Raw genomic sequence first — 20,218 nt, forward strand, 5'->3', positions numbered from 1 at the left:
GTCTTTAAACGCCCGTTTCAATTTAGGAAACAGAATAATACAAATTTTATACTTAAAGTTTGCTTAAGAGATGAGAAAAAAATGAAAAATGTGGTGATTTGTAAAATAAGAGCTAATTTTAGCGTTGATAAAGCTCTGGATAAAATGTTTTCCATCTCTTATGAAACCAAAACCAACTTGATGGATTTTCTCTAATTTTATCTTCAATGATTTTAGCTTGCAATTGCGTAGTCTCCAATATGTCTTGTTGCATATCTGAAGTATGTGGGGTTTTGATAGCTGGATAAATACACAAAGTATATTTTGAATAATCTTCATTAAAATCTATAAGAATTGGCACCAAGTAAGCATCAAATCTTCTTGACAAGATTGCTGTAATAGAAGTTTGTGTAGCCTTTTTATTAAAAAAGCTAATCTCCACACCCTCACTTAATGATATATTTTGATCCACCAAAATACCAGTTCCAACAATATCTGTTGAATAAATTTTAAGCAATTGCTTAAAAGCCCCCTTCTTATCAATTAGCCTTACTCCAAAAGTTTCTCTGCGCTTTATAATCATCTTATTGATAAAATCAAAGTTTGTTAATCTTCCCAAAGAAAACATTTTATAGTTTTTATAATTCTCTAATTCTTGTTGCATTTGCAATGGTATTGCCGTTCCTAAAGATTCCCAATAACCATAATGAGCAGACACTAAAACTACACTTTTGTCTTCTCTCAATAGATCAAATAAATTTTCTTTGTCATGAAACTCAAATCGACTCAGATATTTTTTCTTGTTTAAATAAGGCACTCTAATGCTTTCAAGAATTACAAAAACAAAATTTTGATAACACCGCTCAATAATTTTATTTTTTTGCTCTGTAGTATAAGAATCTCTAAACACAAAATCTAAATTTGCCTTGGCATTAAAATATCTTCTTTTATCAAATCTTCTTAACAAAAATGCAACAGCTTTTATAATCCTAAAAAAAAGACCATGTGGTATCTTTGCCAAAAAGATTCCAATCATGACAATAAATCCCTCTAAAAATAAATGAAGTAGTTTCATAATATATCCTCTATGTATTTGCAAATTTGTTGTGGAGAAATTTTATTGATAGAAAAATCATTTTTATCATAAGTGGCTTTAGGATTTCCACTTAAGGCGATATTTTTATCTCCCAAAAGCTTAAAACGCTCTAGTGGCGTATTTCCATAAAGTGTAATTGATGGTTTCTGCATTGCCCAAGCAAGATGTGTAATCCCCGTATCTCCACCAACTACCAAATCTACAGAATCTATCAAAGCTTTAATGGTTTGCAAATCTAATTGTGAAATTATCTTAATTTCAATGCAATCCTTCAATCCATCAAAAATTTCTTGAGCTTTGGAAAAGTCTCTATGAACAAGCAATAAGATACTAATATCTCCATTACTAAGCCCTCTCCCCAACTGTATAAAATTTTTGGAACTATAAGTTTTGCTAGGCATTGAAGCTTCTAAAATAAATAAAATATTTTTTTTATCAGGAGATAAATATTGAAGAATCTTATGTTTATCTTGTGTATTATAAGTAAAAATTTGCTTTCTTTTTTTTAAGGCGAAAGATAAAAAATCATCAAAACTCATCGAAGGTTTTAAGGCTTCAAACAAAACCTTTGCATTGCGTCTAACAATTGAATCTTGATAGGGTATTTCCACTTTATGTGTGTAAAAAAAACTTGCAAATGGTTCTTTTATGGAATTTCTATCAAAACCTACATAATATCTACTTTTTAAAATCCTACCAATAATGGCTGATTTTATCAATCCTTGCATATCAATGACAGCATCATAAGACAAACATCTCAATTCCTGATACTCTTTTAATATTGCTTTTATATTAAAATTTTTTAAATGGCGTTTAAGAGGTAAAATTCTTAGCGTGACTCTATCTTGAGGTTTTAATATTGTAGCAAAACGCTCATCAACAAACCAATCAATCTCTATATCAGCAAACAACTCAGTCAAACAAGACACTAGACTTGCACTAACAATTATATCACCTAACGCAGAAAGCCTAATAATTGCAATCTTCATTATTCCCCAAAAACAATAGAAAGATCCTTAGGTCTTGCTAACCTTGAAATCTTTTCTAAAATAATAAAGTTATCAGAAATACCTGAAATCACTAGTCGTTTTTGTTGATACGAAAAATCTATAGAGTTATCATAAAAACTTCCCAAAATTTTAGCAATGCTTAATATGTAGCTCAAAATTTGTAAAGTATAAATATCAAAAGAATACATCTTATAATCTTGCAAATCAGAATCCTTGGGATTTTTTTTCTCAGAAAATGCAATCAAAAGAGAAATAAAAATTCTCTCATAATGAGAAAAACCATAACTTAAAGCATATTTAACAAGATAAGCACTATGCTTATTTTCATGATAAAAGTCTATACAAGAACCAATATGAACCATCAATCCGGCCATAAGAAGCAATCTCTTATCACTATCTTTTAATTTAAAATCAGAACTTAATAAATCAAAAAGTCTAAGTGTGATTTTTTTTAAATTTTTATTTTCTTGGTGAAAACTAAAAGTATCATGCAAATATTGCAAAGAGGGATTGATACCATTTGGTATTACATAATGATGCGAGCGTAACAAATCCACTAAAAAAGCCCCTTCTCTAATACCAACTCCGCAAGTTGTGATGTTTTTTGTCTTGAAGCGCTCAATTAACATCGATAAAATCAAAAAACCACCTTGAATATTATCCATTCTCTCTTCAGCAATACCCATCTCTTCAAGTTTTTCTTCTTTTGATTTTATTATTTTTGCCATTAAGTCTATATGTTTTTTAACATCAATTTCAAAACCATGTATCAAGTCAAAGGGGTAATTAGTTTGCTTCATTATAAGCTTTGCAAGTGCCCTAATAGTTCCACCTACGCCAAAAATATTAGAATGCACAAAAGAATCTGGCAAAGCATTAAAGGCATCTTGTATGAAATTTTTTGCTTCCTTTAAATCTAGCTTTTTGTCAAAAAAAAGCTCTTTTAATCTAATGGTTCCTAGATTCAAAGATACCATATCCTTAATTCTTCCATTTTCAATCAATGCGCATTCTGTGCTTCCCCCTCCAATATCCACCATAATACCATCACGACTATGAGACAAATTCGCGCAAGCAACTGCACCAAAAAACGCCTCTTTTTTACCATCAATAATTTTGATTTTTACTCCACATTCTTTATCTACTCTTTTGATAAAATCCTTGGAATTTGGCGCATCTCTCAAAGCACTCGTAGCAATGCAAAAGATTTTTCTGCTTTTATATGCTTGTGAAATTTTTTTAAATTCTCTTAGAGCACTAATAGCTCGTTGCATAGGTCTTTCTTGTAAAAAACCTCCAAGCTCATAGCACCCCTCTGAAATACGCACTCTAGATTTAAGTTCATAAAGCAAAGAAAAGCCAAAACGGCTAGTTTTTTTAAAAATAGCCATACGAACAGAGTTTGAACCAATGTCAATAACTGTTGTTATTTTGGCCATCACTCACCTTGGTTTATCTGTTCAAACTTATACTTTAACTCCTCAATACTTTCCACATTATCTGGATCTGGGATAATTGCATCAACAGGACAAACTGCAACACAGCTTGGTTCATCATAATAACCTACACATTCTGTGCAAAGATCAGGATCAATCATATAAATTGGATCACTTCCTTCAATCGCGCCATTTGGACATTCTTCTCTACAAGCATCGCAAGCAATACATTCTTCATTGATTAACAAAGACATTATCATCTCCTAAGAAAAATAAAATCTCTCTTTTATCAAAAAAAATATTAAAAAATACTTAAATTATGATTATTGATGACATTTCCCTATTAAATCAAAATGCCTTTTTAATTCTTCATCTTGTCTTATTTTATCCTTTGGAATTGAAGAAAAAATATTTTGAGCTTGGATACAATCTCCCATCTTATAATATCCCCAAGCTAAAGAATCAATATAAGCAATAGAGTTTGGGGCAATTTTTAAGGCATTTTTTATTAAAGCGATACCTTTTTGAATATTAAATCCATGTTCAACAAGTGTATAACCCAAAAAATTATAAAAAAAAGCATCTTCATTGTTTGGATTCTCTTTATTTACTTGACGCTGCATATCTCTATCATCAATAGCCTTGCTCAAATCAGCAATGATTTTATCTAATTCCTCTTTTTGAAAGCTACTTTTAGATTGATAAGCATAAATTGCACTCCAAGCCAAAAACTTTGCTTCATGATTTTCATCATAAATCCTTCTTGCCTGATAGGAAGCTTCTTTAAATTTATTTTGTGCAATATACAAATCAAGTAATAATTGTTTGTCAAATGGAAAACTTTTAGCAATCTCTTCTGCTTGTAAAAATTTTTTTTGATTTATCAAGACCTGTAAATAATACTTTGCATTTTCCATTGTTGGCTTTTCTTGATAGTGATTCTTAAAAATATCGAACGCTTTCTCATTTGCTCCAAATTGATTAAAAATTTCTATGGATTTTAAGCATAAATCTTCACTACACCAATTTTCTTTTAAAGCCTTTTGCAATGTATCCACAACAGATTCGTTTTGATTTTTTGAAAGATAGATTGCAAGAATCTTTTTTAGGGCTTCTTCATCTTTTGAAAAATCATAATACTTTTGCAAAAGTGCTAAAGCTTTATCAAACTGCTTTTGATTCAAATACAAAGTTCCTAAGATATTATCTACTAGGGGAGTATCTTCTTGTTGTTTGATATTTTCCAATAAAACAATAGCTTTTTGTATTTCGCCAGATTTTATATAGCTATCTGCGACAATTTTACTTGTCAATAAATCTTTGAAATCCTTTGTATCATTACGATAAATAAGAGCATATTGAAAAGCTGTGCTTAGATCACCGCCAGAAGCACTAGCAATAGCAATTTGTCTTGCAACTGCACTAGATTTAGTTTCATTATAAAGTTTCTGATAAATCTGCTTTGCATCACTATATTTGCCTTGTGCTAGAAAATCTCCCCCGATAGCAAACTGCAAATCCTCTTGCTGTGTTGCAAATGCATATAAAAACAATAAACTAAAACTACATATCTTTCTTATCAAGCTCTATCCCTGGACACATTTTTAATAATAATTCATAATCTTCGCTTGTAGTATCCCTAAAACCATCCCAGAATGGAAATGTTCTACATTGTTTGGGCCTAACATCATAAATGCTACATTTTTTTGTCTCTTTATCAAAAAATATACAAGCATATTCATTATTATAAGGTTTTTCGATTAAGGAAAATTTGTATCCGACCTTTTTAACATATTTTTGTGTAAATTCATTAAATGGGAGTTTTAAAAAAGCACTAATTTGCTCCATCTCAGTAATAGAGCAAAATATATAACCACTCTCACCAGTGCAACACTTCCCTCCACAAGTGTTGCACGCAGTAGCATTAAAGGTAAAATTAAAATTATTCAATTTTAGAAATTATAGAGCAATGTTACTACAGTTCTATTGAGTTTCATATCCCCAAAGAGCTGTGAGTATGTCAAATTTACACTAAACTCTTTTGTAAATTGATAAGTAACCTGAGGAGATACCTCAAACATTGTGGCATCTTTTGTTCTATTGCTCAATGGATTTTCCTTTGTACCAGTTTTACCAACAACAGCATATCCTCTATTATCAGCAGAATCTATCTTTGCACTACCTCTACTCATATAAGGCATTCTATTATTCCCTCCTACATATACCAAATCTAATCCAAATTTCCATTGATTGAGCTTATAGGTATGTGTAGTATAGGCTATCATAATATCAGTATTTTTTATACCTCCTGTGCCAGTCCAACCAAATCCTGCTTGACCTCCAGCCACTACAGAATTCCATAATTGTCCTCCAACACTAAAAGCACCTTTGCCATCTAGCATAGCACCATAACCCTCACCAAAACTTCCAGCATATCCAATATTCCCACTATAATCTGCAATTTCGTATGCTACTTGTAAATTATACAATCCTCTTGTTTTTGCATAATCCACTCCTGTGCCAAGAGCAGGAATACCCTTTGTAAAATAATCCTTAAGCTTTGCATCATCACCTGATCTAAAATTTGGATTATCATTCATAATTGTGCTTGCTACCTGACCTAAAAACTTCAATTTTCCATCTCCAATAGCAAGAGAATATCCAGCATCTGCAAAAAGCATCATATCAAAGAGCTTATCTCCGTAAGCATAATAAAGCGTAGCACTCAAATCTTTCAATCCCACAGCTTCAAAGTTACCTTTTGCTCCAAGGATTACAAGCTCATTACCAATACTAGAGCCACCATTTCCAGCACCAGTTTGTAGCATAATATTATCTGTTGCCCAAGAATCATAAGCAGAAGCATAAAATTCCATACCTGCCACACTTTTATTCGTAGCCATAATCCCAATACCTCTATCCCCCCATCCAGAAGTGTTGTTTAATGGAGTAATAATTTGCATAGCACCTACTCTTACCATAGTTTTTGCATCTTCAAATTTCTTTGTCATATATAAATTGCTGATATTAAAAAAATCAAGCGCACTAGTCCCCTTAAAAGCTCTACTTCCACCTATAGCATCATCAGAAGCATTACCATCTGGAGCAGCAGAACCCCTTGCAAAAAAGATACCACTTGTAAAACTAAAACCAGCTACTTCTCCTGAAGTAATATTTGGCCTAAAAAAGAGTTGGTATCCCTTACCAAAACCATCTTCACCTTCTGTAAAGATATATTTGCCTCTCGCATAACCATCTATTGTAGCGTTCTCAACAAAATCTTTCAAATTTCCAGCATTCAGACTCAAAATACCAGCACTTAACATTAACATTATTTTTTTCATAATTTCTCCTTTCTGTTTAATGAGTTCATACTTTATTTTGGTAGTAGGATTTTCACTCTTTTTTTATTAAAAAAAACTTAAAAACAAAAAAGTAAAGAAAAAATTTACAAAACGTTAATTATTGTAACAATCTATAAGTATTCTTCTTGTTTTTTAGATGAAAGGACACAAAAAACCCCTCTGTTTGCTTCTGAATAACAAAAGGGATATTTACTCTTAAATTCATTGGGGAATCTTTTAAGGCGTTGAAAAATGCCTGAATTGCGTGTAGGTCTTTTGACTTAGCCTGAACTTCAAAATCAATCTCGATAAAATTTCTCTCTACATTTTCTTTGCTTTTTTGATTGATGATAGCAACTTCATCAAAAAAGTTTAATAAAAAATCTTGAATTTTTTGACTTGTTACATCAACTTCTAATGTTTTTAAAAACTTATCATTTTTTTGTTTTAATAGCGAAAAACCACCTTGTGCCAAATTAAAGTTTTTTAAAACCGCATTATAAACAACCTTTTGCTTATTCTCCTCGATAATTGCTATCTTATAATCTCTTATATAAGGAATGATTAAGTAATTAAAAAAGAGTATTAAAAGCAGACAATAAAAAGAAAAAAATAAAAGGTTTTTGATAACAAGCTCAGGATCTAAATCCTCATACCACTTTCTCTTAAATTTTACTTTATCATCCATATTATTCAACCTCTTGAATATTTCTTATAAAAGACTGCTCTGTATGAGATTCTGATACAAATTCATAGCCCCCATTAGAAAGCATAAAAAAGCTAACTTTGCTTTCACCAAAAATAGCCTTTAGTGGATCTTGCAATAAATACCTAAATACTTCTTTAGATGGTGTATTTCCTTTAATCACGAGGGATTGATCCTTGATTTCTATAAGGCTTATAGTAATTTGATCAGGAATAAGGTTTAAGAGATTATCAATCGCATCTTTAACAAGCATATTATCCGTAATATCATCTTTGATTACAAGCAGTTCATATTCCAAACGCTTTTGATTGGATTGCACCTTTTGTATTTGCTGATAGTAAAAATCTTGTTTTTGAACCATATCTTTGCTATTTTTTGTGGATTGCTCTGTTTGAATCTTTAAGTTAATAGAGAAAGCTCCTATCAAAAATACACTCAAGAAAATATAAAACCACCATATTTTTACAATCTTGCTAAAAATGCGTTTAGGCTGGACGGCAGTAAAACTATATTTCATTATCTGCCTCTAAATTCTCTTTGAGTTAAAGACAGTAATTCTTCTTGTAAGAAAAATTGTTGTCTTGAAACTTCAAGCATTGTAATATCTTGGATACAAGCAACCATTTCAGAGGTCATATCAAAGCTATCTAAACACACTACCTCTTCGACAAATCCTTCATCATAAAATTCATTAGCATAAAATTCATTTAAAGAACTTTGAATGACATTTGCAATAACAGAAGCTTTTGCAATATCATCAACCGTTTGGCTTACATTTTTAATCTGCTCTATCTCCTGATCTTCCTCTTCTTCCTCTTGTATAAAGCCCAAATCTAAATTTTCAAATTCCTCTAAAGAATATTGATCTTTGTCTTGGGTGTTTTGATTCTCTAAAGTGCCTAGTGTGCTACTTCTACTTACTTGTTCTATCTCCCCTTCTATCATAAAATATCCACCAAAATACGCATTATTTTTATTGGCTACAAAAAGCGCAATATTGCTTTTTTCACACAGAACATATAATCGCAATTTATCATCTATTTTATTTTGTATAGAAAAAAACATCAAGACAAATGGGGAAAAAACATAATCTACACCACCAAAACGAGAAAAATACTTTTGCATCTCTAATATTTCAGTTTTTTTGATATATGCACACCAATCCTTAAATTTCAAAATTCTACATTCTGTTGGTTCAATACCTATTTTATGTAATTCATCAATTTTTTTTGTGTTAAAAATACCTTGATTATATGTCTTTGAAATAACGCCAATATAAGAAAAGGGGAAACGCCTTTTATAATTTTTAATAAACTTAATCATCTCAATGGGTAATTCATCATCAAGAATTCTAAATTCTCTATCAAACTCCTCTACAACCTTGCTTTCCTTTAGTCGCAAAACCTTGATATAGCAAATATTGCTATCAATGTTAATAGCCATAAAGACATTTGAAAAAAAGGGTCTGATAATCTTACTTAGCCCAAACATTTAAATCCTAGCAGTGTTATAAGTGTTTTTAGTGTAGATTCTATCATAAAGCTTGCATTTTTTCATAGATTTCTCTTTTTGCCTCATCAATACTCAAAGTCTTATCTAATAAAAAAGGTTCTGATAAAAAAAAGTCTATTCTGCTAAAAGGTTTTGGAATTTGAAACTTATCCCAAGTTTTAAGCTCCCAAAAACTATGATTATGAACGCGAAAAAAACTTAATGGAATCTGGGTTTTCTGACCCATAGCAACAACCCCATCTGCAATGCTATGATAAGGACCTCTTGGTCCATCAGGAGTAATCCCCATATCCCATCCTTCTTTTAAATTTTTAAAAGAATCTAGTAAAACCCTCATTCCCCCTCTATCTACTCCATTGTAATTTGTAGAACCTCTAACAGCCCTAAACTCAAAGCAAGCACAAATTCTAGAAATCAACTCGCCATGAAAATGCTTACTTGCAATAATAAAAATTTTTGGCTTTTTACGCAATTTTAGATACGCAAATGGCAACATCAAAAACTCGCCGTGCCAAAAGGTAGCAATACAATTTGTATGTTGCAATTCCTCTGAAATATAAAATCTTTTTTTACAACTCCAATAAATAAGCCACATAAAAAACCACATTAAACGCGGTAAAAAAAATAAGACAATCTGACGCTTAAGAGAAAATTTCATCAAACACTTTGACCAATCAAACTGCCACCATTTGTAGCAATAATCTTAACTCTTACCATACTCCCTAATGATAAAAACTCATTTTCTATTCTTACCAATCTACCATTATCACTTCTGCCTTCTGAAAACACTTCATTTTGGCTTTGCTTATGATTTTCTATCAAAACAATATGCTCCTTTCCAAGCTCTTTTTGAGAATCTTCTTTTAAAATTTCTTTATGGCGATTTTGTAAAATAGCTAATCTTTGTGAGGCAACATTTTGAGGAACCTCTAAATCTTTACTCCAAGTTGCAGATTCTGTATGAGGACGGGGAGAATATACAAAACTATAAAGTGTATCAAAACGCACTTGCTCTAATACATCTAAAGTATCTTGAAAATCAGAATCTTCTTCTGTTGGGAATCCCACGATGATATCTGTGCTAATCCCAACATTTGGAACAAGACTTTTTAATTTTTCAATACGATTTAAATACCATTCTTTCGTATAGCCCCTACGCATTGCCTTTAAGACTTTGCTAGATCCACTCTGTAATGGAATATGAATTGACTTACACACCTTTGGATTACTGGCAAATTCTTCTAAAAACTCATCATTCATATGCAAAGGATGAGGAGAGGTAAAACGAATACGCTCTAAACCATCAATCTTTGCCATTTGATTTAAAAGTTGTGTAAAATTTATTTCTGGATGAGGAGAGGTAAAACGCACGCCATAGTTATTTACATTTTGTCCTAATAGCATAATCTCTTTGACACCATTATCAACCAATTTTCTTGCTTCATTTAAAAGCAATTCTAAAGGAATAGATATCTCCTTACCTCTTGTGTGAGGGACAATACAATAAGCACACTTTTTATCACAACCAATTGAAATATTTAGCAGTGCTTTTACCCCTGTATTTCTGGCAATATCATACACATAAGCACTATCATCATAATCAATAGAAACTTCCACTGCCTTAGGCTTATGTATCACCTCTGTGATTTTTGAAACATTTCTTGCCCCTAATACAAAATCTACTTGGGGTGCTTTCTTGATAATCTGCTCTCCCATATGACTAGCGGTGCAACCACAAATTCCAATCTTAGCATTGGGTTTTTTCAATTTTGCAAATTGACCAATTTCAGAAAAAAGTTTTCTTTCTGGCTTCTCTCTCACGCTGCAAGTATTGATTAAAATCAAATCAGCTTCTTTTGGAGAATCTGTAAGCTCATACCCCTCTTTTTTTTGCAATTCAGATATCATATGCTCGCTATCGCGAGTATTCATCGCACAACCTAATGTTTCAATATAAAGTTTCATTATTCTAAAGCTTAAATGATATGCAATTCAAAAATAAATTCTTTTTCATCAAGTCCAAAAGAAATCTTATTAAGTTTTGCCGAACGCTTCTTATCTAAAAAAGCTTTCATAACCTTTTGCAAATCCTTTTCCTTATTTTCTCTATCAAGATAAAAAAACTTCTCACCAACAGCTTGTTCCATCATTTCATCTAAACTAATATTTTGAGGCTGAGAGTCTTTATTTGTCAATGCAAGCTTTAATTCCATAATTCCACTCCAATAAAATAAATTTATTAAACTAAAAACGCAATTATATCTTTAAACATTAAAAATTAGCAATGTTTAATGTTTTTGGTATAATTAGCACACTCCTAAATTTAACTTCGATGAAATGAAAAAATCAGATTTTTCAAAAGCAAGCATAAATACAGGTGTTAAAAACTAAATAAAAAAGGTAACTCTATAGCTATGGAAAAGATACTAGACATTATCGAAATTCTTTCTTATGAAAAAGGGATTCCCAATGATGTTGTATTAGACATCGTAAAAAATCTTATCATCAAAACTGCAAAACAAGAGATTGGTGAGGATATTGATTATAGTGTAGAAGAGAATCTTAAAGATAGATCCTTAAAACTTATCCATAATTTACAGATTTGCAATGATGATGATATTGCCCTAAAGCAAGGATTATGCAATTTCATCAGCCTTAGTGAGGCAAAAAAAATAGATTCCACACTTAGTGTAGGTGATTTAATAAAATCTGAGCTCACCTTAGAAAATATGAGTCGCAGTGCCGTCAATAGAATTTTTCAAGATTTAGAATTCCATCTACAACGCACCATTGAAGATCAGCTTTTTAAAGGCTTTAAAGAAAAAGTTGGAAAATTGGTAAGTGGGGTTGTTTTAGAAGTAGATTCTCAAGAGACTACTTTTATTGAAATCAATGATATCAGAGCCTTTTTACCAATCAAAAGTCGTATAAAAGGTGAAAAATTTAAAATAGGAGATAGCGTAAAAGCTATTTTAAAAAATGTAAAAATGGATAGAAATGGTATTCATATAGAGCTTTCCAGAACAACTCCAAAAATGCTTGAAGAGCTTTTAAAACTCGAAGTTCCTGAAATTAAAGATGGTGAGGTTAGTATTTTTAAAACAGCTAGAATACCAGGAGATAGGGCAAAGATTGCAGTATTTTCTTCAAATCCAAAAGTTGATCCCATTGGCTCTACTGTCGGCGTAAAGGGTGTAAGAATCAATGCTGTAGGCAAACAACTCTGTGGTGAAAATATTGATTGTATTGAATATTCTGAAGTGCCTGAAATATTCCTTACAAGAGCCCTAGCTCCGGCAAATATTATTAGTGTTCAAATTAAAAAAGAAACTTCAAAAGCCATTGTAAAAATTATGTCTGATCAAAAAAGCAAAGCGATTGGAAGAAATGGGGTTAATATTCGCCTTGCCTCGATGTTAACTGGTTATGAAATTGAAATTGAAGAAATAGATTCTATAGAATCTCAAGAAAATTCTAATGTATCAAAACTTGGGCTTGATGCATTAGAATCCTTATTTAAATCCTAATTAGCGTTTTAATCCATTCACTGTTTGCAACATTGCATCTGCAGTTTGAATGGATTTAGAGTTTGCCTCATATGCTCTCTGCCCTGTAATAAGATCTGTCATTTCTTCTACTAATCTTACATTACTGAGTTCTAAAAACCCTTGTCTGAGAGAACCCATTCCATTTGTTCCTGCAATACCTACTATAGCCTCTCCTGAAGCATTTGTATTGATATAAAGATTATCTCCTAAACTATGCAATCCAGCAGGATTGATAAAGTTTGCTAATTCAATCTGCCCCAATACATTGCTAGCACCTTGATTTCCTTGCACTACACTTACTGTTCCATCATTACCGATATTGATTTGTGTTGCATCTTGAGGCACTGTAATTTGAGGCAACAACAAATAACCTTCTGAGGTAACCACATTTCCATTATCATCTAATTTAAAATTTCCACTTCTAGTATATGCAATCGTCCCATCAGGCAATTGAATCTGAAAAAAACCTTTTCCAGTTATAGCAACATCAAGATTGTTTTCTGTTTCCTTTGGACTTCCTTGAGAAAACATTTTAGTAATAGCACCAGCTCTTACACCCAATCCTACCTCAATACCAGTTGGAGAAATCGTATTTTCACTAGTCGCTGTACCTGCGTATTGCATACTTTGATAGAATAAATCATTAAATTCTGCCCGCTGTTTTTTATAACCAGCAGTATTCACATTGGCAATATTGTTTGAAGTGGTATCTATTTGTAACTGCTGACCCAACATACCAGTAGTCGCAGAGTATAAAGAACGCATCATGCTCTATCCTTAGAATCTAAATTTTATTAGAACAAAGCAAAAATAATTCCAAAACTAACTAAAAATGAAAATTTGAGAATTTAGTTTTTCAACTTTTATAGGAATATCATAAAGTGTGCTTAATTTTTCTTGTGTCATAACAGTTTGCACATCTCCGCTATAGAGATTTTTTCCATCCTTGATCATATAGACTCTATCTGCGTATTTACACACTATATTTGGATCATGGATATTTATAAGCGCACAAAGTTTGTATTCTTTAATTTTTTTTATCAAAATATCAAAAAAAATCCTCTGATTCTTTAAATCAAGCCATGCCGTAGGTTCATCTAGAAGTAATACCTTGCTTTTTTGCAATAAAGCCCTAGCGAGCAAAACCATCTGTTTTTGTCCTCCGCTAAGGCTTTGTAAGGAATATTTCTCAAAATCCAAAATCCCCAAATCTTTTAAAATATCTCTGGCATGTTGCAACACCTGTTTATTTGGATTTTCATACCATTTAAATTCATTATTTGCACCAAAAGAAATAAAATCCAAAACATTATAATCAAATGCACACTCAAATTTTTGAGGCACAAAAGCAATGATTTTAGAACGCTCTAAAGAAGAGAGTGTTTGTATGTTGATGGTATTAAAAAATATTTCCCCCTTAAAAATATCCAATCCTCCTATAACAGATTCCATCAATGTGCTCTTTCCACTTCCATTTAAGGCGAGCATCGCGGTTAGTTCAGATGGATACAACTCTAAACTAATATCTTTTAATATTTCATTGCCAGATCTCTTAACACTTAGATTACAAATCTTAAGACTATTCATCTAGTATTTTCTCAAAAACAAAAAAGTTAAAAACAATGGGGCTCCAACAATTGCACTCAAAGCCCCAACAGGCAAATCATTACTACTAATATTTTTTGCCAAAAAATCCATAAACAACAAAACTATAGCTCCAAGCAACATACTTGTAGGAAGCAGGGTTCTCATATTAGATCCAACAAATACTCTAGCAAAATGTGGAACAATCAAACCTATCCAACCTATTGTCCCACTTACACTCACCACAATACCACAAATAAAACTAATAAGAACAATGCAACAAATTTTCAAAATATTGGGATTTACCCCTAAACTTAAAGCCTCCAAATCACTCAAAGCAAGAATATTGATTTTAAAACGCAATAAAAAAAGGGGAATAAAACCTATTAGTCCTGCAAAAAATACCAAAAATACATCATTCCATGTGGCCAAAGAGAGACTTCCTAATAACCATATAACAATTGCTTGAGCCTTGTCTGGAGCAACAAAATATTTTATTAAACCAGAAAAAGCACTTAAAAAAGAAGAAAAAATTACACCAATCAAGATGAGAGAAATTGAAGAATTTTTAGAAAACCGTGCAAAAAACAATATCAAAAAAGCTGAAATTATTGCACCAAGAAATGCAAAACCTCCAACCCAATAACCGCTAAAAAATCCTATGCACAATGCACAACCAAAAGCAGCTCCTGAAGAAATTCCTAGCAAAAAAGGATCTACTAACGGATTTCTAAAAATATTTTGCATTATAGCGCCACATCCAGATAAACTTGCACCAACAAGCAAGGCTAGCAAAACCCTAGGTAAGCGTATTTCATATAAAATCATTCCCTCTGCACTAAGTTTTGCTCCATTAAAAAAATGCAAGAATAAATTCTTTATTGCAGCAATATAAGAAAAACTAGAAGTATCAAAAAGCAAAATAACAAAACAACAGAAAAATAAAAAAATCCCTAAAAATTTTTGCATTAAGACATCAATTTTTCTAAGCTTTGCTGAGGAGAGTTCTGATTGTGTAATATTTTATGCACTTCATCTGCAATGGGGGTATAGATATTTTTTTCTCTCGCAATCTTAACAATTGCATCAGCTGTTTTTACCCCTTCTGCCACCTCTCCTAATTCTTGTAAGATTATCTCAATTTTTTTTCCCTGAGCAAGTCCAAGACCAACTCTATAATTTCTAGAAAGATTTGAGCTTGCACTCAAAAATAAATCACCCGCTCCAGATAACCCTAAAAAAGTCTGCATCTTTGCACCAAAAAATTCTCCAAAACGACTCATCTCAATCAAACCTCTTGAGAGAAGGGAGGCTCTTGCATTATTTCCCAACTCTAATCCATCACAGATTCCACTTGCAATGGCAATAACATTTTTATAAGCACCAGCAACCTCACCACCTATAATATCATCCTTAATATAAGCCTTGATGAAATTTGGAAAACAATCTGCAAACATCTTTGCCACACAATGATTTTGAGCATGTATAGCAAGTGCACAAGGGAGCGATTGCATCACCTCTTTTGCAAACGATGGCCCTGACAAAAAACATAAATTCTCTTGATTTAAAAAATCATAGGCAATGTCACTTACAAAGGCTCCGCTATTAGATTCTATTCCCTTGCATGCAAAAAGCATTCTAATATCTTTTTTTAACTGGTGATTCTCAAACCATTTTCTTAATGCTGAAGTTGTAATTGCATTCACAAATAAATCACTCTGTAACGAATCCTTAAAATCTACTTGTTTTATAGGATATTGCGTCTTTATTGTCTTAAGGAAATCTGTAAGATTTTGTCTAGAAACGATAAATACTTCACTCTTAAAACTTAATGCATAAGCCAATGCTCTACCCCAGGCACCGCCACCAAAAATAGTAATTTGCACTCTATTCCCCTTGAATCAAAAAGAAAATTTTTAAGTAATTTTAATATAAAAGCTTAAAAAATTACTCTTTTGGATTTTCTAAAAATTCTTTAAAAGCCTGTATTTCTTTCTCCTGATCTTGAATGATAGCTTTTGCAATTTGAATTATCTCTGGATTTTTACTCCATTCTAAAATCTGCCTAGAAGCAATAATTGCACCTTGATGATGTGGAATCATGGAGGCAATAAAATCCTTATTCACATCACCACTCTCTTTAACTTTTTGCATCGCTTCTTCCATTAGGTGCATATCTTGTTTAGCCTTTTTTGCAAATTGTTTATAATTTTTTGTCTTTGTCTTTTTTAAATCTTTCAAAACAAGTTTAAAATGTGTAATTTCTTTTTCTTGACTTTGTATAATCGCTGTTGCAAATTCAATAACCTTAGGATTCTGAGAATATTTTAACAATACCTTTGATGAAAGAATTGCACCTTGATGATGTGGAATCATATTTTCCAAAAAGTCAATTTCTGCATTACCACTCTCTATCCATTTCTCACACATCATCGGCAGATGCATCAAATCCATTACTTCTTTTGATGGATTATCCATCAATTGCTCCTTTACACTCAAATCACAATGCTTAATATGGTGATTGTGATGTGATATTTCTCCTGCGAAACAAAAACCAATTACCATTAAAAACAAGAAAAATTTTTTCATCTTTTACTCCTAAAAACAATAATTTTGTATTGTATTTAGTGCTTATAAATCATCAAATAATAATTTATTATTTTGCTACAATCACATATATTTTTTATAGTTAAGGAGGCAAGATGAATGAACTTGCACATCTTGCCATTATTATGGATGGGAATGGGCGCTGGGCACAAGCTCAAAATAAAGCAAGAATCGAGGGACATAAAGCTGGTGCTAAAATAGTTAGAGATATTACCATATGGTGTGCTAAAAATACTATTGAATATCTCACCTTATATGCATTTTCTACAGAAAATTGGAAGCGTCCAAAAGCAGAAGTTAATTTTCTAATGAAACTTTTATTAAAATATCTTAAATCAGAAAAAAAAACCTATCTTGACAATAATATACGCTTTAAAGCAATTGGGGATATATCCTTGTTTAACAATCCATTAAAAGAAATGATTTTGGATTTAGAGGAATGCACTAAGAACAATACCAATCTTACTCAAATTCTTGCACTAAATTACGGGAGCAGAGATGAAATACTTAGATGTTTTCAAAAAATATTTCATAAATATACAGCTGAAACAATTTTAGAAAAAATTATACAAGAAAATCTAGATACTGCTGGGATTCCTGATGTAGATTTGCTTATACGAACTGGGGGAGAGCAGAGAATCTCAAATTTTCTACTTTGGCAAATTAGCTATGCAGAATTACACTTTACTCAAACTTTTTGGCCTGATTTTAATACACAAGAACTTGAAAGTATTATTACAAACTTTAAACAAAGAAACCGTCGTTTTGGTGGATTATAATCCCTATCCCCCCCCCCCAAGAGAGCTGTTGGAATTTGAGAAAAATTTATAATCTCAATAAAATGTCATCTGAAACAAATATTTCTAACTAAACTTCATTTTCTGCAAGTTTTTTTAGGGCTTTTTGGCAATTATTGCATCACCTTTTGTGCCAAATAGAAGCTATTGATTTGTTTAAGTTTTTCATTAATTACCTCCAAAGTTTGCCAATAAGAATGCTTTATACTCTTTTAAATACCTATCTATTTGTGGATTCTTAACCACATCATTGCAAATAAAGGTGGGTAAAGCTTGCATTCCTAAAAATTGATGCGCTTTATGTAAGTGTAAATACACCCCATCCACCCCTACTCCTTCAAAAAAATCATCTTTATTTATAAAAGCCTCAATAGGGGCATTCCATGTAAGACTAAAAAGATATTTTTTGTTCTGCAACAATCCTCCCTTTCCATAATTTTTTGTAGGATGCAAATGACTTCTACCGTCATTTTGATAAAAAACACCATAACCTGCTGTAAATACTTCATCAATATATTTTTTCACAATCCAAGGCTCTCCCATCCACCAACCTGGCATTTGATAAATTATCACATCGCTTTTTAAAATCTTTTGTACTTCTTCTTGGATATCATATCCCTTGTCAATAAATGTTTGTTTTATTTCACAATCTAGTTGTTTTAGAGTTTCATATGCACACTCATGCAATGTCTGATTGAGCTTTCCTTGAGAATTTCCAAAAGATTTTGCACCATTTATGAGTAAAATATTTTTCATAATTTCATCCTTCTTTTTTAAAAACACTATAATAACTAAACGGTTATTTAAATACAATACAGAAAATAAAGTAAGATACTATACTAAAGGAAAGTTATATGAAAAATTTAAAATGTGATTTTAAAAATTGTGGTTTTAACTATACTTTGTCTCTCATATCTGGAAAATATAAAATGAACATTCTTTATTGTCTATATAAGGAAGAAATTATAAGATACAATAAACTTCATAAGATTTTATCGCCCATATCATTTAAAACCTTAACTAATACACTAAAAGAATTAGAAACTGATAAATTAATTTTACGCAAAGAATATTCACAAATTCCCCCAAAAGTAGAATATTCACTTTCTCCTAGAGGAAAAACTCTCATTCCCATTTTGAATGCTTTGTGTCATTGGGGAGAGGAAAATAAACTCTAATTTTCAAGAAATAAAAAACACTCTTGATAACCTGTAAAAATTAAAATAATCTTATTGCAAATTATCAAGATAATTCGACAAGGAATCAACAATTCACCTTCTTGCTTTTCCTGCGATAATAAATCTCAGAGCATTAAGTTTGATAAATCCTGCAGCGTCTTTTTGATTATAAACACTATCTTCTTCAAAAGTGCTATAAGCAGCATTAAATAAAGAATTTTTAGATTCTCTTCCTAAAATAGTAATATTACCCTTATACAGCTCTAATCTTACAATTCCCTCGACCCTCTCTTGTGTCTTATCAATTAAAGCCTGCAATGCTTCTCTCTCTAGGGAAAACCAATAACCATTGTAAATAAGACTTGCGTATTTTGGCATGATTTCATCTTTTAGGTGTGCAGCTTCTCTATCAAGGCATAAAGATTCTATGGCTCTATGTGCCTTAAGATAGATGCTACCTCCTGGAGTTTCATAGCACCCTCTAGATTTCATACCCACATAACGATTTTCAACAAGATCCAATCTTCCAATACCATGCTTACATCCCAACTCATTTAATTTTTCCCAAAAATTTGCTGGACTTAAAGATACTCCATTGATTGCAATTCCATCACCTTTTTTAAATTCAATAGTAATAATCTCAGGAGTATTTGGAGCATCTTTTGGAGAAATTGTCCATCGCCACATATCTTCCTCTGGAGCCACATTTGGATCCTCAAGCATTTGACCCTCATAAGAAATATGCAATAAGTTTGCGTCCATAGAATAAGGAGATTTATTTTTCTTTTTTTCTATCTCAATACCTGCTTCTTGGGCATATGCTAATAATTTTTCCCTGCTATTTAAATCCCATTCTCTCCAAGGAGCAATTACCTTAATATTTGGATTTAATGCATATGCTCCAAGCTCAAATCGCACCTGATCATTACCCTTGCCAGTTGCACCATGTGCAATTGCATCTGCACCAGTCATCTCTGCAATCTCTACAAGTCTTTTTGCAATAAGTGGTCGTGCAATACTTGTTCCTAAGAGATATTCACCCTCATAAATTGTATTTGCTCGAAACATTGGAAAAACAAAATCTTTTATAAACTCTTCTCTCAAATCCTCAATAAAAATATTTTCTGGTTTAATACCCAATTTTTCAGCTTTTTTTCGAGCTGGTTCTACTTCTTCACCTTGTCCGATATCTGCAGTAAAAGTTACAACTTCGCATTTATAAACATCACCTAACCATTTTAGAATAACACTTGTATCCAATCCTCCAGAATAAGCCAAAACCACCTTTTTTATCATTTTACAACCTTGTGTATTTTTTTAAATTTTGATTTTATCATAAGCTAAAAAAGTTGTGTTAGAATCTCAATAAAAATTACAATAAAAACACCATGAAACTTTTTGCTTTATTAAAAAATTATCAT

Annotated in this window: 23 protein-coding genes; 3 read left to right on the top strand and 20 right to left on the bottom strand. The window is 31.7% G+C overall.

The features are described 5' to 3' along the window. Nucleotides 1-118: 118 nt before the first annotated feature. The 13 genes from CQA57_RS04430 to CQA57_RS04490 form a co-directional block, all read right to left on the bottom strand. Entirely contained in the window at nt 119-1,054 is a 936-nt protein-coding gene (locus tag CQA57_RS04430; RefSeq protein ID WP_115579028.1) for a lipid A biosynthesis lauroyl acyltransferase, read from the bottom strand. Beyond that, a complete protein-coding gene (waaC, locus tag CQA57_RS04435) occupies nt 1,051-2,064 on the bottom strand; it encodes a lipopolysaccharide heptosyltransferase I (protein ID WP_115579029.1) in 1,014 nt (337 codons plus the stop codon). The genes CQA57_RS04430 and waaC overlap by 4 nt, the downstream gene beginning before the upstream one ends. Continuing rightward, nucleotides 2,064-3,524, bottom strand: coding sequence for a Ppx/GppA phosphatase family protein (locus CQA57_RS04440; protein ID WP_115579030.1), 1,461 nt, complete (start codon nt 3,522-3,524; stop codon nt 2,064-2,066). The genes waaC and CQA57_RS04440 overlap by 1 nt, the downstream gene beginning before the upstream one ends. After that, complete coding sequence (locus CQA57_RS04445) at nt 3,524-3,775, bottom strand: YfhL family 4Fe-4S dicluster ferredoxin (RefSeq protein WP_115579031.1); 252 nt, start codon at nt 3,773-3,775, stop codon at nt 3,524-3,526. Before CQA57_RS04445 ends, CQA57_RS04440 begins: the two co-directional genes overlap by 1 nt. Before the next feature lie 69 nt (nt 3,776-3,844). Then, nucleotides 3,845-5,104: a tetratricopeptide repeat protein gene (locus CQA57_RS04450; protein WP_115579032.1), complete on the bottom strand. Its 1,260-nt coding sequence runs from the start codon at nt 5,102-5,104 to the stop codon at nt 3,845-3,847. After that, nucleotides 5,085-5,471: a YkgJ family cysteine cluster protein gene (locus CQA57_RS04455; RefSeq protein ID WP_115579033.1), complete on the bottom strand. Its 387-nt coding sequence runs from the start codon at nt 5,469-5,471 to the stop codon at nt 5,085-5,087. The genes CQA57_RS04450 and CQA57_RS04455 overlap by 20 nt, the downstream gene beginning before the upstream one ends. A gap of 2 nt (nt 5,472-5,473) precedes the next feature. After that, nucleotides 5,474-6,865 (bottom strand): major outer membrane protein, encoded by a 1,392-nt coding sequence (locus tag CQA57_RS04460; RefSeq protein WP_115579034.1) that lies wholly within the window; start codon nt 6,863-6,865, stop codon nt 5,474-5,476. Between the two features lie 118 nt (nt 6,866-6,983). Next, nucleotides 6,984-7,553 carry a hypothetical protein gene (locus tag CQA57_RS04465; protein ID WP_115579035.1) on the bottom strand — a complete coding sequence of 190 codons (570 nt, stop codon included), beginning with the start codon at nt 7,551-7,553 and terminating at the stop codon, nt 6,984-6,986. 1 nt (nt 7,554) lies between these two features. Continuing rightward, complete coding sequence (locus CQA57_RS04470; RefSeq protein ID WP_115579036.1) at nt 7,555-8,088, bottom strand: hypothetical protein; 534 nt, start codon at nt 8,086-8,088, stop codon at nt 7,555-7,557. Further along, nucleotides 8,088-9,062, bottom strand: a complete 975-nt coding sequence (locus CQA57_RS04475; protein WP_115579037.1) for a hypothetical protein — start codon at nt 9,060-9,062, stop codon at nt 8,088-8,090. The genes CQA57_RS04470 and CQA57_RS04475 overlap by 1 nt, the downstream gene beginning before the upstream one ends. Nucleotides 9,063-9,105: 43 nt before the next feature. Next, complete coding sequence (locus CQA57_RS04480; RefSeq protein WP_115579038.1) at nt 9,106-9,741, bottom strand: lysophospholipid acyltransferase family protein; 636 nt, start codon at nt 9,739-9,741, stop codon at nt 9,106-9,108. Beyond that, a complete protein-coding gene (miaB, locus tag CQA57_RS04485) occupies nt 9,741-11,048 on the bottom strand; it encodes a tRNA (N6-isopentenyl adenosine(37)-C2)-methylthiotransferase MiaB (RefSeq protein ID WP_115579039.1) in 1,308 nt (435 codons plus the stop codon). The genes CQA57_RS04480 and miaB overlap by 1 nt, the downstream gene beginning before the upstream one ends. A gap of 11 nt (nt 11,049-11,059) precedes the next feature. After that, on the bottom strand, nt 11,060-11,296 hold the full coding sequence (locus tag CQA57_RS04490; RefSeq protein WP_115579040.1) for an HP0268 family nuclease: 237 nt from the start codon (nt 11,294-11,296) through the stop codon (nt 11,060-11,062). 201 nt (nt 11,297-11,497) lie between these two features. On the opposite strand from CQA57_RS04490, the gene nusA reads away from it, so the two are divergent. After that, nucleotides 11,498-12,610, top strand: a complete 1,113-nt coding sequence (gene nusA, locus CQA57_RS04495; RefSeq protein ID WP_115579041.1) for a transcription termination factor NusA — start codon at nt 11,498-11,500, stop codon at nt 12,608-12,610. Here the strand turns inward: nusA and flgG are convergent, their stop codons facing one another. From flgG to CQA57_RS04520, 5 genes are all read right to left on the bottom strand, one after another. Further along, nucleotides 12,611-13,399, bottom strand: coding sequence for a flagellar basal-body rod protein FlgG (gene flgG / locus CQA57_RS04500; RefSeq protein WP_115579042.1), 789 nt, complete (start codon nt 13,397-13,399; stop codon nt 12,611-12,613). A 54-nt stretch (nt 13,400-13,453) separates the two neighbouring features. Next, on the bottom strand, nt 13,454-14,218 hold the full coding sequence (locus tag CQA57_RS04505; RefSeq protein WP_115579043.1) for an ABC transporter ATP-binding protein: 765 nt from the start codon (nt 14,216-14,218) through the stop codon (nt 13,454-13,456). Further along, entirely contained in the window at nt 14,219-15,184 is a 966-nt protein-coding gene (locus CQA57_RS04510; protein ID WP_115579044.1) for a FecCD family ABC transporter permease, read from the bottom strand. Continuing rightward, on the bottom strand, nt 15,184-16,101 hold the full coding sequence (locus CQA57_RS04515; RefSeq protein WP_115579045.1) for an NAD(P)H-dependent glycerol-3-phosphate dehydrogenase: 918 nt from the start codon (nt 16,099-16,101) through the stop codon (nt 15,184-15,186). The genes CQA57_RS04510 and CQA57_RS04515 overlap by 1 nt, the downstream gene beginning before the upstream one ends. A 61-nt stretch (nt 16,102-16,162) precedes the next feature. Continuing rightward, complete coding sequence (locus CQA57_RS04520; protein WP_115579046.1) at nt 16,163-16,804, bottom strand: DUF305 domain-containing protein; 642 nt, start codon at nt 16,802-16,804, stop codon at nt 16,163-16,165. 113 nt (nt 16,805-16,917) lie between these two features. Here CQA57_RS04520 and CQA57_RS04525 point away from each other — a divergent pair, with 113 nt between their 5' ends. Further along, complete coding sequence (locus CQA57_RS04525; protein ID WP_115579047.1) at nt 16,918-17,601, top strand: di-trans,poly-cis-decaprenylcistransferase; 684 nt, start codon at nt 16,918-16,920, stop codon at nt 17,599-17,601. Between the two features lie 186 nt (nt 17,602-17,787). Here CQA57_RS04525 and CQA57_RS04530 read toward each other — a convergent pair whose 3' ends face one another. Continuing rightward, nucleotides 17,788-18,375: an NAD(P)H-dependent oxidoreductase gene (locus CQA57_RS04530; protein ID WP_115579048.1), complete on the bottom strand. Its 588-nt coding sequence runs from the start codon at nt 18,373-18,375 to the stop codon at nt 17,788-17,790. A gap of 98 nt (nt 18,376-18,473) precedes the next feature. Here CQA57_RS04530 and rrpA point away from each other — a divergent pair, with 98 nt between their 5' ends. Beyond that, entirely contained in the window at nt 18,474-18,797 is a 324-nt protein-coding gene (rrpA, locus tag CQA57_RS04535) for a MarR family transcription factor RrpA (protein WP_115579049.1), read from the top strand. A 93-nt stretch (nt 18,798-18,890) separates the two neighbouring features. On the opposite strand, the gene CQA57_RS04540 is transcribed toward rrpA, so the two are convergent. Beyond that, on the bottom strand, nt 18,891-20,093 hold the full coding sequence (locus CQA57_RS04540; protein ID WP_115579050.1) for an argininosuccinate synthase: 1,203 nt from the start codon (nt 20,091-20,093) through the stop codon (nt 18,891-18,893). Nucleotides 20,094-20,218 lie beyond the last annotated feature (125 nt).

Source organism: Helicobacter anseris (assembly GCF_003364335.1).
Lineage (GTDB): Bacteria > Campylobacterota > Campylobacteria > Campylobacterales > Helicobacteraceae > Helicobacter_H > Helicobacter_H anseris.

Coding starts and splice junctions, on each gene's coding strand:
- waaC (WP_115579029.1), bottom strand. CDS start 2,064: ATGAAGATTGCAATTATTAGGCTTTCTGCGTTAGGTGATATAATTGTT.
- CQA57_RS04440 (WP_115579030.1), bottom strand. CDS start 3,524: ATGGCCAAAATAACAACAGTTATTGACATTGGTTCAAACTCTGTTCGT.
- CQA57_RS04505 (WP_115579043.1), bottom strand. CDS start 14,218: ATGAATAGTCTTAAGATTTGTAATCTAAGTGTTAAGAGATCTGGCAAT.
- miaB (WP_115579039.1), bottom strand. CDS start 11,048: ATGAAACTTTATATTGAAACATTAGGTTGTGCGATGAATACTCGCGAT.
- flgG (WP_115579042.1), bottom strand. CDS start 13,399: ATGATGCGTTCTTTATACTCTGCGACTACTGGTATGTTGGGTCAGCAG.
- CQA57_RS04430 (WP_115579028.1), bottom strand. CDS start 1,054: ATGAAACTACTTCATTTATTTTTAGAGGGATTTATTGTCATGATTGGA.
- CQA57_RS04520 (WP_115579046.1), bottom strand. CDS start 16,804: ATGAAAAAATTTTTCTTGTTTTTAATGGTAATTGGTTTTTGTTTCGCA.
- CQA57_RS04445 (WP_115579031.1), bottom strand. CDS start 3,775: ATGTCTTTGTTAATCAATGAAGAATGTATTGCTTGCGATGCTTGTAGA.
- CQA57_RS04475 (WP_115579037.1), bottom strand. CDS start 9,062: ATGTTTGGGCTAAGTAAGATTATCAGACCCTTTTTTTCAAATGTCTTT.
- CQA57_RS04510 (WP_115579044.1), bottom strand. CDS start 15,184: ATGCAAAAATTTTTAGGGATTTTTTTATTTTTCTGTTGTTTTGTTATT.
- CQA57_RS04490 (WP_115579040.1), bottom strand. CDS start 11,296: ATGGAATTAAAGCTTGCATTGACAAATAAAGACTCTCAGCCTCAAAAT.
- nusA (WP_115579041.1), top strand. CDS start 11,498: ATGGAAAAGATACTAGACATTATCGAAATTCTTTCTTATGAAAAAGGG.
- CQA57_RS04540 (WP_115579050.1), bottom strand. CDS start 20,093: ATGATAAAAAAGGTGGTTTTGGCTTATTCTGGAGGATTGGATACAAGT.
- rrpA (WP_115579049.1), top strand. CDS start 18,474: ATGAAAAATTTAAAATGTGATTTTAAAAATTGTGGTTTTAACTATACT.
- CQA57_RS04530 (WP_115579048.1), bottom strand. CDS start 18,375: ATGAAAAATATTTTACTCATAAATGGTGCAAAATCTTTTGGAAATTCT.
- CQA57_RS04460 (WP_115579034.1), bottom strand. CDS start 6,865: ATGAAAAAAATAATGTTAATGTTAAGTGCTGGTATTTTGAGTCTGAAT.
- CQA57_RS04525 (WP_115579047.1), top strand. CDS start 16,918: ATGAATGAACTTGCACATCTTGCCATTATTATGGATGGGAATGGGCGC.
- CQA57_RS04480 (WP_115579038.1), bottom strand. CDS start 9,741: ATGAAATTTTCTCTTAAGCGTCAGATTGTCTTATTTTTTTTACCGCGT.
- CQA57_RS04470 (WP_115579036.1), bottom strand. CDS start 8,088: ATGAAATATAGTTTTACTGCCGTCCAGCCTAAACGCATTTTTAGCAAG.
- CQA57_RS04465 (WP_115579035.1), bottom strand. CDS start 7,553: ATGGATGATAAAGTAAAATTTAAGAGAAAGTGGTATGAGGATTTAGAT.